This is a genomic window from Mesorhizobium neociceri, from assembly GCF_013520985.1.
GTDB classification, from domain to species: Bacteria; Pseudomonadota; Alphaproteobacteria; order Rhizobiales; family Rhizobiaceae; genus Mesorhizobium; species Mesorhizobium neociceri.
The window spans coordinates 1-14,170 of the sequence record NZ_JACDTY010000005.1 but is presented as its reverse complement, the minus strand read 5'-3'; the positions used below and the strand labels follow the sequence as shown (position 1 = coordinate 14,170).

Below are 14,170 nucleotides of genomic sequence, written 5' to 3'. Positions count from 1 at the left end.
ACGCGAAAATGCTGCAGTGCAACCAAAATCGGGAGGCGATTAAACCGATTTAAATGGATTCTAGCACTGCAAAGCGAAAGACTGCGTGCGAATGGCGTCGCGGAGTGACGCGAATTGTCATCCCGCGCACAATCCAGCTCCGGCTAAAGGTTCTTTTTAGCCAACGTCACCGCCCCTGCTCGGACCCAGGCGACGGGTCAAAGAAAAATGCCCGGCGCAAGCGCCGGGCATTTCGTAGGGATTGCGTTATCCGATCAGGACTTCGGCAGCCAGGTGATCTTGCCGTCCGGACCCTTCTTCCACTCGTACATGATGTAGCCCGGGAGCTTCGGATCGCCCTTCTCGTCATAGGCGAGGTCGCCCAGAACGGTCTTGAACGGACCCTTCTCATGCAAGGCCTTGGCCACTTCCACCGGGTCGTTCGTCTTGGCCACGGCTGCGGCTTCGGCGATGACCTGCATAGCGGCATAGGCGTAGAGCGTGTAGGCTTCCGGCTCAAAGCCCTGGGCGCGGAATTTCTCGACCAGTGCCTTGTTCTCGGGGATCAGGCGCGGATCCGGGCCGAAGGTGTTGAGGGTACCGATAACCGCGTCGCCGGCGATCGCAGCCAGCTCGTCGGTGACGATGCCGTCGCCCGACATCAGGGTTGCCTTGAGGCCCTGGTCAGCCGACTGGCGGATGATCAGGCCGGCTTCAGTGTGCAGGCCGCCCCAATAAATCAGGGTGACGCCGGCGTCCTTCATCTTGGCGATCAGCGCCGAGAAGTCCTTGTCGCCGACATTGACGCCTTCGTACATGACTTCCGTCAGGCCGGCTGCGTTCATCGCCTTCTTGGTTTCATCGGCAAGGCCCTGACCGTAGGGGGTCTTGTCGTGGATGACGGCAACCTTGGCGTCCTTGAAGTTGGCCGCAATATAGGCGCCGGCAATGCCGCCCTGCTGGTCGTCGCGTCCGCAGGTGCGGAACACGTTCCACAGGCCGCGCTCGGTGAATTTCGGGTTGGTCGCCGCCGGGGTCACTTCGACGATATTGTTGTCGACATAGACTTCCTGCGACACCGGAATCGAGACGCCCGAGTTGAAGTGGCCGACCACGAACTTGACGCCATCGCCGACGAACTTGTTGGCGACCGAGATGCCTTGCTTCGGATCGGAGACGTCGTCACCGACTTCAAGCTTGATCTGCTCGCCATTCATGCCGCCTGCTGCGTTGATGTCGGCAACAGCCGCTTCCGCACCCTTCTGCAGCTGCGCACCGAAGGCCGCATTCGGACCGGTGATCGGACCGGCGACGCCGACGAGGACATCAGCCCATGCGTTACCGCCGAACGCGACAAGCGCGGTCAGGGCAACGGCGGACAAAAGTGATTTCTTCATTGAAACGCTCCCATTTACGAGGTGGGCGTGGATGATACTTTCATGCGATGCCCACCCTTATCGCAGAAAGCGTACTTTGCCGATTTTCAGGCCCTTGTCACGCCGATTCATCCCCGAAACGGCGTTAATGATGAACGTCAGCCTTTCGGTTTCCAGCTTAAGATCGAAGCACGTTCGTAAAGCCAATTATACTGCGTCACCATCTGGTTGGTGCGCGTGTATTGATAGCCGACAAACCCCAATATCATGAGCACGATTGTGTCCACGACATAGTATTGCAGCGAAAACATCGTGCCGCCGAACAGGGCATGGTGGATGAACCTGATGCCTATGCCGAGCCCCAGCAGGTAGGCGAACAGCGCCGGCAGGCTGCGCCATGTCTGGGCGCTGGCCTTGCCGGTCATCCAAGCCGCCCAGCCGCCGAGCAGACAGGTGACGAAGAAGAACTGCCAGATGGAAGGTTCCTCATAGAGAATGCCTTGCATGGTGAAGACTCCCTAGCATGACCCCGAAAAGTTGCAGACTTTTCGGACAAAGGTCATGCGACAAACAAACAACTTGGAGCGGAATACCGTATGCATACATTTCGCTCCAAACTCAGTGATGGCCGCCTTCGAGATAGGCCGCGCGCACTTCGGGATTGGCGAGCAATTCCTTTCCTGTGCCGCTCATGGTCACGTTGCCGTTGACCATGACATAGCCGCGCGTGGCGAGCTTGAGCGCGCCGAAGGCGTTCTGCTCGACCAGGAACACGGTCAGCCCTTGCATGCGGTTCAGCTCGCGGATGGCATCGAAGATCTGCTTGACGATCAGCGGCGCCAGGCCCAGCGACGGCTCGTCGAGCAGGAGCAGCTTCGGCCGCGCCATCAGCGCGCGTCCGATCGACAGCATCTGCTGCTCGCCGCCCGACAGCGTGCCGCCGCGCTGGGCGATGCGCTCCTTGAGGCGCGGGAACAGCGTGAACACCTTCTCGGCATCCTCGTCATAGTGCTTGAGGTTGTCGAGACCGGCGCCCATCTGCAGGTTTTCCATTACCGTCATGCGCGGGAAAATACGCCTGCCTTCGGGCGACTGTGCGATGCGCATGCGTGCGATCTCGTGCGTCGGCATCTGGGTGATGTCGGTGCCGGCGAAAGTGATGGTGCCGGAACGGGCCCGCGGCGCACCGAAGATGGTCATCATCAGCGTCGACTTGCCGGCACCGTTGGCGCCGATCAGCGCGACGATCTCGCCCTGGTTGACGTGGACATCGACGCCGTTCAGCGCCTTGATGTTGCCGTAGTAGGTCTCGACGCCCTTGATGTCGAGCAGCGTTGTCTCGGCCATCATTTACGCCCTCCGCGCGGCTTGGATGTCGGGGATTTCCCGGCGGGCTTGGCCGTGGCCCGCTCGGTCGGTTTTCTCGGCGCGGCGCTGACCCTTGCGTCGAATTGAGCTGCCTTCGAGGCGCCCTTCGATACCGTGACCCGCTCGCCCTCGCTATGGCCGATCGTGTCGCTCACCGGGCCGGCGAGATAAGAAGACGACGTGCCTGGCCCGTGTGCCGAGTCCGGCCCGATGTCCAACTGTTCGATTACGTCTTCATCGCCGACCTCGGTCAGCACCGTCTCGACCTCCTCGTCGTCGACGCCGAGATAGGCGGCGATGACGCGCGGGTCGGTGCGCACCGATTGCGGGCTACCGTCGGAAATCTTGCGGCCATATTCCAGCACAACGACATGGTCGGAGATCTGCATGACCACCGACATGTCGTGCTCGATCAGCAGGATCGAAGTGCTGCTCTTGATATCCATCAGCAGCGAATTGAGCGCTGCCGATTCCTTCGGATTGAGACCGGCCGCAGGCTCGTCGAGGCACAGGAGCTCGGGCCCCGTGCACATGGCGCGCGCGATCTCGAGCCGTCGCTGCGCGCCATAGGGCAGGTCGCCGGCCGGATCGTCGGCGCGATCGACAAGATCGGCCTTCTCCAGCCAGTGCTTGGCAAGCTCAACCGATTCGGCCGAGGCCCGGCGGTAGCCACCGATCCCGAACAGGCCGAGGATCGTATAGCCCGATGCCTTCATCAGCTTGTTGTGCTGGGCAACCAGCAGGTTCTCCAGCAGCGTCATGCCGGAGAACAGCCGGATGTTCTGGAAGGTACGCGCCACCTTGGCGCGCGCCGGGATCTCATGATTGGGCAGCCGTTCGAGCAGGAAGCTCGAGCCGTCGGCACCGTTGAGCGTGATCATGCCTTCCGACGGCTTGTAGAAGCCGGTGATGCAGTTGAAGACGGTGGTCTTGCCGGCGCCGTTGGGTCCGATCAGCGCGGTGATCTCGCCGCGCTTGGCCTGGAAGGACAGGTCGCCGATAGCGACCAGGCCGCCGAACTTCATCGACAGATGCTCGACCTGGAGAATGGCGTCTTTCATCGAATTCGCACTCATCAGCCGTGCCCTTCCTTGGTGAAGGAACTGGAGACGGCTTTTCGTTCTCTGAGGAAGGCTGTCGGTTCACGACTGCCGACGAAGCCGCGCGGCTTCCACAGCATGACGATGACCATGGCCATGCCGAACAGAAGCATGCGGTAGAGCTCCGGTGTGAAGTCCTTGCCGAAGATGCTCTTCAGGAAATCGAGTTCGCGCAACGCCTCGGTGCCGCCGATCATCACCAGCGCGGCGACCGCGATACCGACCAGCGAGCCCATGCCGCCAAGCACGACGATGGCAAGGATGATGGCCGATTCCAGGAAGACGAAGGATTCAGGGCTGACGAAACCTTGCCGCGCGGCGAAGAACGCGCCGGCAAAACCGCCGAACATGGCGCCGGTGGCAAAGGCGGTGAGCTTGGTGGTGGTGGTGTTGATGCCGAGCGAGCGGCAGGCGATCTCGTCCTCGCGCAGTGCTTCCCAGGCGCGGCCGACAGGCATGCGCCTCAACCGGGTGGTGACGAAGGCGGTGAGCAGCGCCAGCGCCAGGATCAGGTAATAGAGGAAGATCTTGTAGTAGGCGCTCGACTGGGCGATATCCAGCACCTTGCCGATATAGTTCGGATCCGACGAATTGAACGTCATCAGGCCGAAGAAGGTGACCTTCGGGATGCCGGAGACGCCGGCCGAGCCGTTGGTCACGTCGCGCCAGTTGATCAGCACCAGCCGGATGATCTCACCGAAGGCCAGCGTGACGATCGCGAGATAGTCGCCACGCAGCCTGAGCACCGGAAAGCCGAGCAGCACGCCCCAGAAGGCGGCCATGGCGCCGGCTGCCGGCAGCAGGATCCAGAACGACAGGCCGTAGTGGGAGCCAAGCAGCGCATAGGCATAGGCGCCGACCGCATAGAAGGCGACGTAGCCAAGGTCGAGCAGACCGGCGAGGCCGACGACGATGTTCAGGCCCCAGGCCAGCATCACATAGATCAGGATCTGGATGCCGTAATTGTCGACCCATTTCAACGACCCCTGCAGGCCGCCCATGATCGACCACGCATAGACCGACAGCACCACGACGACAAGGATCGGGTATAGCACCAGCGCCGCAATGCCGAGCTTGGTGAAATTGGCGTGGATGAATGCGCGGAAATAAAAGATCACGCAGGCGAGCGCATAGATGACGGCCAGCGCGCGCAGGAACTGGAGATAGCCGGCCAGATCGGGTCCCACCAACGCCGGCAGAGCGCTGCTGAACGCAACCAGGATAACCGCTAGCACGACGGCGACAATGAAGGCCGGAAGCTGGAAGAAGCGCGACGCCACGCTCGCCGGCAACAGGCCGGTGGCGACATCGGCGATCTTCTGATTGGCCATGAACGGCTGGCCATAGGCAATGTAGAAGAAGCGGCCAAGCATGGTCAGCACGACCACGGTGATGAGCAGTCCCCAGCGCTGCGCCAGGATCAGCTGGTTGCTGATGTTCTGGTCGGTCTTCAGGCCGATGAACAGAATGAACAGCCCCAGCGAGATGGCGCCGGCATAGAGCGCTTCACGAAATGCACGCTGCACGGGGGAGGCGACGGTGTCGCGCTCCGAGGATACGGAAACCGCCATTGTCTCAGACCTTTTCGACTTCTGGCCGGCCCAAAATGCCGGAAGGCAGGAAGATCAGCACGATCGCCAGGATGGAGAACGCCGCGACGTCCTTGTAGTCGATCGAGAAATATGCCGACCACATGCTCTCGATGAAGCCGATCAAAAGCCCGCCAAGCACCGCGCCCGGCAGAGACCCGATGCCGCCGAGAACGGCAGCCGTGAAGGCCTTGACCCCCGGCACGAAGCCGTCGGAGAAGGCGATGACGCCGTAGTACATCAGGAACAGCGTGCCAGCGACGGCCGCCAGGGCCGCGCCCATGATGAAGGTGATCGAGATCGTACGATCGACATCGACGCCCAGCAGTGCCGCCATCTTGCGGTCCTGCTCGCAGGCCCTTTGCGCTCGGCCGAGCGAAGTCCTGTTGACCAGGTACCAGAACAGCGCCAGCAGCAGCGCCGTGACGATGACGATGATGATCTGCTTCAGCGACACGCTGATGCCGTAGATGTCGTAGACTTTGCTGACCATTGGCGGGATCGGCTTGTTGCGCGGACCCTGCGTCACCTGGATGAAGTTCGACAGCGCGATCGACATGCCGATGGCGGTGATCAGCGGCGCCAGCCGGAACGAACCGCGCAGCGGCCGGTAGGCCACCTTCTCGATCGTCCAGTTGTAGAGGCTGGTGAGCAGCATCGCCACGATCATCATGATCAGCAGCGCCAGGACGACCGGCACCGAATAGAACAAGGAGCCGAGGATGAGGAAGACGACGAGGGCGGCGAAGGCCCCGACCATGAAAATGTCGCCATGGGCGAAGTTGATCATGCCGATGATGCCGTAGACCATCGTGTAGCCGATTGCGATCAGCCCATAGATCGATCCCAGCGTCAGCCCATTGATAAGCTGCTGGACAAAATACTGCATGTGTACATGGCTCCCCTGGAATGTCGCCCATGCAGACGCATTCCTTTTCGTATTTCCCCTAGTCGTAAAGTTTCGAGCCCGGATTGCAACGTGATTTTTCAAACGTCGTGCGTGTTTTGCCGGCACGCAGTCCGATTGCCCGTTTTTTGCTCCCGACCCCTGGACTATCGCGGACCCTATCATTGGCATAACGCAATGTCTTTGACGATTCAGCCGGACAATGCACCCCATTTCGAAGAAATCACCGTCAAAATTAGGTGATGAGACGAATCGTTGCGTTGCTGACAGGCTTCGTTTTTTAGCCACATTCCTTTCCTCGGGGGCAAGATTCTTGCTACTTCGCCACAAAGCCTCGAGCGAGTGGACCGCGATGGTCGATAAAAGACTATGTGTATCCGAGCGTCCAGGCCCGGCCGCCGGGCGTGGAAGCGGCTGCCCTTCTTTGATCAATAGGCGGACCCACCGTCCTCGCTCAGTGCATGCCGCTCCGTGCCCTTCAAGGGCGGATTGAAGACACTGACCAGGATCATGTCGCCCACGGCGTCGGCCCGCAGATAGTGCTCGTCATGCTCATTGAGCACATAGATCGTACCCGGCTCGATGCGGTGCACCGCACCCGACATGTCCTCGACCTCGCCGGCGCCGGCGATGCAATAGCAGGCCTCGAAATGTTGCCGATACTGGAGGCGCGATTCGCTGCCGGCGCGCACGACGGTGTGGCAGACAGTGAAGCCCATGCCGTCCTGCTGGGTCAGTAGCCGGTGGCTGGTGCCATTGCCCCAATTCACGAAGAAGTCAGATTTTTCTACATCAGCCAATTGTCTGGTGAACATGACGATTTCCCTGCGGATACCGGCCATGGCCGGAAGATTATGGATGGATTGATGATCCGCTGCAGAGATGCCGCATGCCAGGCAGGCTTTCAAATGATTGCTTCTCACCGATCATGTTAGTAAATCTTACAGATGGACTACATCCCGCTGAATGCCATTCGCGCTTTCGAGGCTGCCTCGCGCCGCCTGAGCTTTTCCGCTGCTGCCGAGGAACTGCATGTGACCCATCCGGCGATCAGCCACCAGATAAGGCGCCTGGAGGAGTGGCTGGGCGTGTCTCTATTCCATCGCGATGCGCGCAAGGTAAGGCTGACCGACGCCGGCGTGATCCTGCAAGCGTCGGCGAGTGCTGCCCTTGCCGAACTCGGCGCCACCTGCCGGCGCATCCGGCGCAATGCCGCTGCGGCGACCATTTCCGTCGGCTGCATTCCGTCCATCGCCAGCCGCTGGCTGGTGCCCCGCCTGCCCGCCTTCACCGCCAGCCATCCCGACATCGGCATGCGCGTCGCCTATGCCAAGGCGGAGGACAGGCTTGGCGATGGCGACAATGACGTGCTGATCACGCTCGGCGCCGATCCGACGCCCGGCGTCACCAGCCTGAAGCTGTTTTCGCGCCTCAACCGGCCGGTGTGCAGCCCCTATTACCTGGCCGGCAGGGAGCATCTGCGAACCCCTGCCGGGATCGCCGGCGCCGACCTGCTGCATGACGAGAACCGTCAGGGCTGGGACGAGTGGTTTGCCGAGGCCGGACTGGCCAAGGTCGATGTCGGCAACGGGCCGGTCTTTGCCGACTTCAACATTCTGGCGACTGCGGTCATTGCCGGCCACGGCGTGGCGCTTTGTCCGGTCGATGTTTTCCGCGACGAACTGAAGCGGGGCGACCTCGTGGTCCTGTCCGACATCTCGACCAACCGCGACAAGGCATACTTCCTGACCATGTCGGCGAATGCCTCGCCCGCCGCGCTCACCTTTGCCGACTGGTTTCGCCGTGAGGTCTGGGTCGGGCCGGATGATCAGCAGCCCAGCAATCTCACTTGACCACAAAGCCGTGTGCGAACGGGTCGCGGTCGTCGATGAAGATGGTGTTCAGACCGGTCATCCGCGCCCAGCCGCCGATCGAAGGGATGATGGCCGGCTTGCCGGCGACCGTGACGTCCTTTTCCACCTTGCCCTTGAACAGCGAACCGATGATCGATTGATGAACAAAGCTGTCGCCAGCCTTGAGCTTGCCCTTGGCATGAAGCTGCGCCATGCGCGCCGAAGTGCCTGTGCCGCAGGGTGAGCGGTCGATCGCCTTGTCGCCATAGAAGACGGCGTTGCGCCCATCCGCGCCCGCCACCGTCGGCTTGCCCGTCCACAGCATGTGCGACAGCCGGTTGATCCCTGGGTTTTCCGGATGCACGAACGAATACTTCTCGTTGAGCCGCTGCCGCACCACCGGGCTCCAGGCGATGAAGTCGCCGGCGGAATAATCAGCCATGTCGCGGTAATTCGCCTGCGGCTCGACGATGGCGTAGAAATTGCCACCATAGGCGACATCGACGCTGATTTCGCCAAGCTGCGGGCAGTCGACCGTCAGCCCTTCGGCATAGAGGAAGGACGGCACATTGGTGATGCGCACCTCCTCGACATAGTCGCCCACCTGTTTGTACTCGGCGATGACCAGCCCGGCGGGCGTGTCGAGCCTGAGCACACCCGGCGTCTTTGGCTTGATCAGCCCATGCTCGATGGCCATCGTCACCGTGCCGATCGTGCCGTGGCCGCACATCGGCAGGCAACCTGAGGTTTCGATGAACAGGATGGCGATGTCGCAATCCTCGCGCGTCGGCGGATAGAGGATCGAGCCCGACATCACGTCATGGCCGCGCGGCTCGAACATCAGCCCGGTGCGGATCCAGTCATATTCCGCCAGGAAATGCGCCCGCCGCTCCATCATCGTCGAACCCTGAAGCAAAGGACCGCCACCGGCGACCAGCCGCACCGGATTGCCGCACGTATGGCCGTCGATGCAGAAGAAGGATTTTTTGGCCATGATTTCCTCGAACTCAAAACCGTTGCGGACTGAAGGGAGTAAGATCGATCGGCGAAGTCTGCCCGAGAACGAGATCGCGGATCAAGCGGCCGCTGGCCGCCGCCTGGGTCAGGCCGAGATGGCCATGGCCAAAGGCGTAGACGACATTGGGCGACGCGCGCGAGGCGCCGATAACCGGCAGCGAATCCGGCAGCGACGGGCGATAGCCCATCCACTCGCGGCCACCTGATGAGTCCAGCCCCGGAAGGAATTGTCCAGCTTTTTCCAGCATGGCCTTCGAGCGCGCAAAATTCGGCGGCCGGTCGAGTCCGCCCAACTCGACGGCGCCGCCGACACGCAAGCCTGTGTCGAGTGGCGTGATGACGAAGCCGTGGCCGGAGAAGATCAGCATCCGCCGCACATCGAAGGCGGTCTTCGGCAAGGTTGTGTTGTAGCCGCGCTCGGTCTCGAGCGGGATAATGTCGCCGAGGTTCTTGGCCAGTAGATGCGACCATGCGCCGGCCGCGACGACGAGGTTCCTTGCCTGCCTGGCCGTACCGTCGGCCAGCGTTAGCGTCGCGCCAGCATGATCGGCCGCAACGCGCTCGACGCGTGCTTTTTCGAAACGCGCACCCAACCCTTCGGCATAGGCCCACACCGCCTTGCCGAGCAGTTTCGGGTCGGCAACGGTCTTCCATACCGGTACGAAGGTGCCCTTGATGAAGCGCGGCGACAGGCCCGGCTGCAGCTGCGCCAGTTCGTCGCCTTCGACATGGCGAAAGCCGATGCCGAAACGCTCGCGCGCCGCCCAGCCGGGGAGCCCGCTCTGAAACTCGGCCTCGCATTCGTAGAGTTCCAGCGAGCCGTCCTCGTGCAGCATCGGCCGCGCGCCGGAACGGTCGAGCAGTCCCATCCACTCTGCCTCGGCGAGCTTCATCATGCCGGCCTGCGCGGCAAGGCTCGCCTCGTAATGCCTCGGCGCGCCGGCGCGCCAAAAGCGGATCAGCCAAGGCAGGAGTTTGGGCAAATAGGCTGGTGGTATGGCGAGCGGCCCGAGCGGGTCGGCAAGCCATTTCGGCAATTGCCGCATCATCCCCTTATGCGCCATCGGCAGCACGTCGGAGAAGGCAAAGGCGGCGGCATTGCCGGAACTGGTTTCCTCGCAGATGCCGGTGCGGTCGAAGATGGTGACGCTGCGCCCGGCCTCCACCAGTTGGGCGGCCGCACAGATGCCGACAATGCCGCCACCGACAATGGCGACGTCCAAAATTGGCGCAGTCACGATGGAATGCCTCCAGCTTTCAGGGCTTTCGTCATCAGCGGGTTCTTCCGGTCAGAATGCACAGTCTCCCAGCCGAGCCTATGATAGAACCCTTCGGCATCCCTGGCGGCATTGACCTCCAGCCGAACGAGACCGAGGCCACGGGCATAAGTCTCCACTTGGCTCATGAGGGCGCGACCTAGGCCGCGCCGTTGCAGCCCGGATTCGATCGCAACAAGCCTGACAATGCCGAGGTGCTGGTCGACAACATCCAGCCTGGCAGTCCCCACCGGCGCGCCATCCTGCATTAGGAGCAGCGGATGATTGTCGGCAAGACGGTCGTCGGGATGCCGTTCGTCATAACCGCCCAGGCCCCGATCCTCCCAAAGAACGCGCTTGCGTATGCTGTGATATGCCGACCAGTCTCCATCGCTTTCGACGCGCTTGAGATGAGACGGCATCTAACCTTCCTCAGAAGGACGGCAGCTTCGGCCGTACCGCCAGCGCGTCCTTGACGATCTTTTCGACGACCTTGCGGCGCTCGCCCGACAGCGGCTGGCGCGGCATGCGCACGCGGTCATTTGTGTTGATCGCGAGCACTTCGGCAAGCTTGATATTTTGTACCAGATAGGTCGAGACATCGAGATCGAGCAGCGGCCGGAACCAGCGGTAGATCGAAAGCGCCTCTTCGCGGCGGCCCTGCTTCATCAGCTGGTAGATGGCGACGGTCTCGCGCGGGAAGGCGACAACCAGACCCGCCACCCAGCCGATAGCGCCGACCGACAGCGCCTCGAAGGCGAGATTGTCGACGCCGGTGAACAGGTCGTAGCGGTCGCCGAAGCGGTTGATGATCTCGGTCGAACGGCGGATATCGTCGGACGATTCCTTGATGGCGACGAAGCGCTTGTCGGCGGCGAGCTCCTCCATCTGGTCGACGGTGACGTCGACGCGGTAGGCGAGCCGGTTGGAGTAGATCATCACCGGCAGGTCGCCGGCCGCCGCCACGGCGCGCAAGGCGGCGACTGTCTCTTCGGGGTTGGTGTGATAGATCGGGCTCGGCACCACCATCAGGCCGTTGGCACCCTCCTTGGCGGCGCGCTTGGCAATGCTTGCCGCCTCGCGGGTGCCCGCCTCGTTGATCGTCAGCAGCACCGGCTTGTTGCCGGCAACCTTCTGGGCGGTCTTCAACACCTCGATCTTCTCGTCATGCGACAGCATCGGCCCTTCGCCGAGCGAACCGCAGACGATGATGCCGTCGCAACCGGCCTCCATCTGCAGCGCAAAGCAGCGCTCCATCTCGGCATGGTCGAGGCGATCGTCCTCGGTGAATTTGGTCGTGACGGCGGGGAAAACTCCGGTCCACATGGTCATTTCTCCATCTGATATATCAGCCGTATATCTGGTAAGAAATCCGCTGTCAATGCGGAATCTGTTATGATATATCTAAAATATATCAGGAGACCGCCTTTGATATCCATCGAACCAGGCACGACATCCGAACCGGCCGCCGTCAAGGCTTACCGCGTGCTCGAGCATATGATCGTGACATTGGAACTGGCGCCGTCGAGCTTCGTCACCGAGGGCGCCCTGATCGAAAGGCTCGGCCTTGGCCGCACGCCGGTGCGCGAAGCGATCCAGCGCCTGGCATGGGAAGGGCTGCTGGACGTCAGGCCCCGCGCCGGCATCGCCATCGCCCCGCTGCACCCCGGCGACTGGCTGCGTGTGCTTGATGCAAGGCGCGGCGTCGAGGTGGTGCTGGCCCGCTCGGCCGCTCGCTTCGTCACCCGCGAAGCCGCAGACATGTTTCACGAAGCGGCGCTCGCCATGCAGAAGGCGGTCATCTCGGGCAATGTGCTGGCCTTCATCCAGGCCGACAAGGCGCTCGACGAAGCGCTGGCGCTGGCTGCCGACAACCCGTTCGCGGCGCGCCTAGCCGCACCCTTGCAGACGCACAGCCGCCGCTTCTGGTTCCGCTACAAGGCCGACACCGGCCTTGCCGAATCCGCCGAGCACCACGTCGCGCTGATCCGCTCGATCCTGGCCGGCGACGAGGAAGCCGCCGCCAAGGACGCCAAACGCCTGATGGCGCTGCTGCGCGGCCATGCCGAGGCAGCGGCGACGCGGTAGATCCTACCTCAGCTTGCGGCAGGTTCTTTCTTGGCCGCCCATTTCAACAGGGCATCGAGCGCCGGGCACAGCGACTGTCCCCAGTCGGTCAGGCAATACTCGACCTTCGGCGGCACCTGGTGATGCACGATACGGCGCACGATGCCATCGGCCTCCATCTGCCGTAGCTGTTGAATCAGCATCTTCTGCGAGATCGCCGGGATCGCCCGTTCGAGGTCGGAGAAGCGCAGCACCTTGCCGCCGAACAGGTGAAACAGGATCACCAGCTTCCAGCGCCCTTCGAGGATGCGCAGCACATTCTCGACGCCGCTCGCCGCGGATGAGGGCGTCAGCGGCGCGACCTTGCTTTCAGCCCCAACCTTACTTTCAGGCTCGGCCTTACTTTCAGGTAAGTACCTTACCTTTTCGTCGGTTCTTGTCATTTCCGCAGCATACCTCACTTTAGGGGCCGAACAAGCACCGCCGACGTCAAGCCGGCGGGCGACAACCGGAACCGGAGACGAGACCATGACCGTAAAACTTCCGCAGCCGCTGGCGGATTATTTTGCTGCCAAGAACCGGCACGACATCGACGCAATGCTCATCCCCTTCGCACCGGACGCGACGGTTCGCGACGAGGGCGAAACCCATCAGGGGCCAGCCGCCATTCGCAACTGGATGGAAGCAACCACACGTAAATACCGGGTGACAGTGGAGGTCGCCGACGCGACGGTCAACGGCCATGTGTGGCGGGTCGCCGGCATCGTCTCTGGCAATTTCCCCGGCAGTCCGGCGACGCTGCACTATAACTTCATGCTGGCCGGCGAGCGGATCACGCGGCTGGAAATCGGCGCATGACCATGCCGCCGGCGAGGCCACCGTTCACCGGCTTTTTACGGTGGGGTGACGCAAGGCACAGCGCCTGTTCCGTCATGTATCGTGGCCGGACTGGGCCACGACACTTTCCCAATTGTTGCCGGCCGCGATGATGCAGCTTGTGCCGGCGACATTGGTGACGACGATCGTCCAGGTTCCGCTCTCACCGACGAAGACTTCCATGATCGCGGTCTGACCGATCAGCCCGAACGCAAACTGCTTTTCCTGGAAATTCTCGCTCAGATGCGCGACGAGAACGCCGTGCTCAACGCAGAACTGGTACTGAGCGCTGGCGGCACTCGTGCCCATCGCCAGTGCACCGGCAAGAACCAGGGTCTTCACCCAAGCTAACAGAGATTTGCGTGCCATAGAGCACCTCCTTTGCCATCGCATCCCGGCAAGAAGAGGTGGTTGACGGCCTCATTTTGCCGGGACGACCCAGGCCGGTTCCGACGTCATCATCGCGTCGCTCCTTTCTGTGTTCCGGTCTGCCATCCAGCGGATGTTCCCGCTATGTTCCATATATGGTGTTGACCAAGGAAAATAACAAGCGGGCGCCGCGCGGACGCCTGCTTGTTCCTTTAGAGTCTTTCACGTTTTGATGGAAGCGTATCCGGCGTTTTCGAAGTAGTTCTTGCATTCGCCGGGTTCGATTGTTTCGACGAGGTGGCCGATGTGGCGCCAAGTGTCCTCGACGGTTCGCTTCTGGGCTTGGCGCATCCAGTGTTTGATCTTTGCGAAGGCCTGCTCGATTGGATTGAGGTCCGGGGAGTAGGGCGGCA

16 protein-coding genes and 1 pseudogene are annotated in these 14,170 nt (G+C 61.9%); 3 read left to right on the top strand and 14 right to left on the bottom strand.

Features of this window, described 5'->3' with window-relative positions; genetic code table 11:
* Positions 1–254: 254 nt before the first annotated feature.
* The 7 genes and pseudogenes from H0241_RS12340 to H0241_RS12310 form a co-directional block, all read right to left on the bottom strand.
* Complete coding sequence (locus H0241_RS12340) at positions 255–1,376, bottom strand: branched-chain amino acid ABC transporter substrate-binding protein (RefSeq protein ID WP_181057728.1); 1,122 nt, start codon at positions 1,374–1,376, stop codon at positions 255–257.
* Positions 1,377–1,513: 137 nt separating this feature from the next.
* Positions 1,514–1,861 carry a DUF6867 family protein gene (locus H0241_RS12335; RefSeq protein WP_181057727.1) on the bottom strand — a complete coding sequence of 116 codons (348 nt, stop codon included), beginning with the start codon at positions 1,859–1,861 and terminating at the stop codon, positions 1,514–1,516.
* Between the two features lie 112 nt (positions 1,862–1,973).
* On the bottom strand, positions 1,974–2,702 hold the full coding sequence (locus H0241_RS12330; protein ID WP_181058221.1) for an ABC transporter ATP-binding protein: 729 nt from the start codon (positions 2,700–2,702) through the stop codon (positions 1,974–1,976).
* A 17-nt stretch (positions 2,703–2,719) separates the two neighbouring features.
* Positions 2,720–3,799 (bottom strand): annotated as a pseudogene (locus tag H0241_RS12325) (ABC transporter ATP-binding protein); the annotation flags it as partial.
* A complete protein-coding gene (livM, locus tag H0241_RS12320) occupies positions 3,799–5,394 on the bottom strand; it encodes a high-affinity branched-chain amino acid ABC transporter permease LivM (RefSeq protein WP_181057725.1) in 1,596 nt (531 codons plus the stop codon). The pseudogene H0241_RS12325 and the gene livM, both read right to left, overlap by 1 nt.
* Positions 5,395–5,398: 4 nt before the next feature.
* Entirely contained in the window at positions 5,399–6,301 is a 903-nt protein-coding gene (locus H0241_RS12315) for a branched-chain amino acid ABC transporter permease (RefSeq protein WP_181057722.1), read from the bottom strand.
* 446 nt (positions 6,302–6,747) lie between these two features.
* A complete protein-coding gene (locus H0241_RS12310) occupies positions 6,748–7,134 on the bottom strand; it encodes an ectoine synthase (protein WP_181057720.1) in 387 nt (128 codons plus the stop codon).
* Positions 7,135–7,266: 132 nt separating this feature from the next.
* On the opposite strand from H0241_RS12310, the gene H0241_RS12305 reads away from it, so the two are divergent.
* Positions 7,267–8,172 (top strand): LysR substrate-binding domain-containing protein, encoded by a 906-nt coding sequence (locus H0241_RS12305; protein ID WP_181057718.1) that lies wholly within the window; start codon positions 7,267–7,269, stop codon positions 8,170–8,172.
* On the opposite strand, the gene H0241_RS12300 is transcribed toward H0241_RS12305, so the two are convergent.
* Genes H0241_RS12300 through H0241_RS12285 form a run of 4 tightly spaced genes read right to left on the bottom strand, consistent with a single transcriptional unit; the run spans position 8,165 to position 11,771 of the window.
* Positions 8,165–9,166, bottom strand: a complete 1,002-nt coding sequence (locus H0241_RS12300; protein WP_181057716.1) for a 4-hydroxyproline epimerase — start codon at positions 9,164–9,166, stop codon at positions 8,165–8,167. The two genes, H0241_RS12305 and H0241_RS12300, sit on opposite strands and share 8 nt — an antisense overlap.
* A gap of 13 nt (positions 9,167–9,179) precedes the next feature.
* Positions 9,180–10,427 (bottom strand): NAD(P)/FAD-dependent oxidoreductase, encoded by a 1,248-nt coding sequence (locus H0241_RS12295; protein ID WP_328824667.1) that lies wholly within the window; start codon positions 10,425–10,427, stop codon positions 9,180–9,182.
* The gene (locus H0241_RS12290) at positions 10,424–10,867 is read right to left on the bottom strand and encodes a GNAT family N-acetyltransferase (protein ID WP_181057714.1); all 444 of its coding nucleotides are present in this window, start codon (positions 10,865–10,867) and stop codon (positions 10,424–10,426) included. Before H0241_RS12290 ends, H0241_RS12295 begins: the two co-directional genes overlap by 4 nt.
* A 10-nt stretch (positions 10,868–10,877) precedes the next feature.
* Positions 10,878–11,771, bottom strand: coding sequence for a dihydrodipicolinate synthase family protein (locus H0241_RS12285; RefSeq protein ID WP_181057712.1), 894 nt, complete (start codon positions 11,769–11,771; stop codon positions 10,878–10,880).
* A 69-nt stretch (positions 11,772–11,840) separates the two neighbouring features.
* Between H0241_RS12285 and H0241_RS12280 the strand changes: the two genes are divergently transcribed.
* Positions 11,841–12,533 carry a GntR family transcriptional regulator gene (locus H0241_RS12280; protein WP_181057710.1) on the top strand — a complete coding sequence of 231 codons (693 nt, stop codon included), beginning with the start codon at positions 11,841–11,843 and terminating at the stop codon, positions 12,531–12,533.
* 8 nt (positions 12,534–12,541) lie between these two features.
* Here the strand turns inward: H0241_RS12280 and H0241_RS12275 are convergent, their stop codons facing one another.
* Complete coding sequence (locus H0241_RS12275; RefSeq protein ID WP_181058219.1) at positions 12,542–12,865, bottom strand: winged helix-turn-helix transcriptional regulator; 324 nt, start codon at positions 12,863–12,865, stop codon at positions 12,542–12,544.
* A 175-nt stretch (positions 12,866–13,040) separates the two neighbouring features.
* Here H0241_RS12275 and H0241_RS12270 point away from each other — a divergent pair, with 175 nt between their 5' ends.
* A complete protein-coding gene (locus H0241_RS12270) occupies positions 13,041–13,370 on the top strand; it encodes a nuclear transport factor 2 family protein (RefSeq protein WP_181057708.1) in 330 nt (109 codons plus the stop codon).
* Between the two features lie 72 nt (positions 13,371–13,442).
* On the opposite strand, the gene H0241_RS12265 is transcribed toward H0241_RS12270, so the two are convergent.
* A complete protein-coding gene (locus tag H0241_RS12265) occupies positions 13,443–13,757 on the bottom strand; it encodes a hypothetical protein (RefSeq protein WP_181057706.1) in 315 nt (104 codons plus the stop codon).
* Positions 13,758–13,979: 222 nt separating this feature from the next.
* A partial coding sequence (locus H0241_RS12260) for a transposase (RefSeq protein ID WP_181057704.1) occupies positions 13,980–14,170 on the bottom strand: 191 nt, incomplete at its 5' end.

Excerpts from the sequence above, each read along its gene's own strand:
- H0241_RS12310 (WP_181057720.1), bottom strand. The coding sequence starts at position 7,134 with ATGTTCACCAGACAATTGGCTGATGTAGAAAAATCTGACTTCTTCGTG.
- H0241_RS12315 (WP_181057722.1), bottom strand. The coding sequence starts at position 6,301 with ATGCAGTATTTTGTCCAGCAGCTTATCAATGGGCTGACGCTGGGATCG.
- H0241_RS12290 (WP_181057714.1), bottom strand. The coding sequence starts at position 10,867 with ATGCCGTCTCATCTCAAGCGCGTCGAAAGCGATGGAGACTGGTCGGCA.
- H0241_RS12340 (WP_181057728.1), bottom strand. The coding sequence starts at position 1,376 with ATGAAGAAATCACTTTTGTCCGCCGTTGCCCTGACCGCGCTTGTCGCG.
- H0241_RS12270 (WP_181057708.1), top strand. The coding sequence starts at position 13,041 with ATGACCGTAAAACTTCCGCAGCCGCTGGCGGATTATTTTGCTGCCAAG.
- H0241_RS12335 (WP_181057727.1), bottom strand. The coding sequence starts at position 1,861 with ATGCAAGGCATTCTCTATGAGGAACCTTCCATCTGGCAGTTCTTCTTC.
- H0241_RS12300 (WP_181057716.1), bottom strand. The coding sequence starts at position 9,166 with ATGGCCAAAAAATCCTTCTTCTGCATCGACGGCCATACGTGCGGCAAT.
- H0241_RS12330 (WP_181058221.1), bottom strand. The coding sequence starts at position 2,702 with ATGGCCGAGACAACGCTGCTCGACATCAAGGGCGTCGAGACCTACTAC.
- H0241_RS12265 (WP_181057706.1), bottom strand. The coding sequence starts at position 13,757 with ATGGCACGCAAATCTCTGTTAGCTTGGGTGAAGACCCTGGTTCTTGCC.
- H0241_RS12280 (WP_181057710.1), top strand. The coding sequence starts at position 11,841 with ATGATATATCTAAAATATATCAGGAGACCGCCTTTGATATCCATCGAA.
- livM (WP_181057725.1), bottom strand. The coding sequence starts at position 5,394 with ATGGCGGTTTCCGTATCCTCGGAGCGCGACACCGTCGCCTCCCCCGTG.
- H0241_RS12285 (WP_181057712.1), bottom strand. The coding sequence starts at position 11,771 with ATGTGGACCGGAGTTTTCCCCGCCGTCACGACCAAATTCACCGAGGAC.
- H0241_RS12305 (WP_181057718.1), top strand. The coding sequence starts at position 7,267 with ATGGACTACATCCCGCTGAATGCCATTCGCGCTTTCGAGGCTGCCTCG.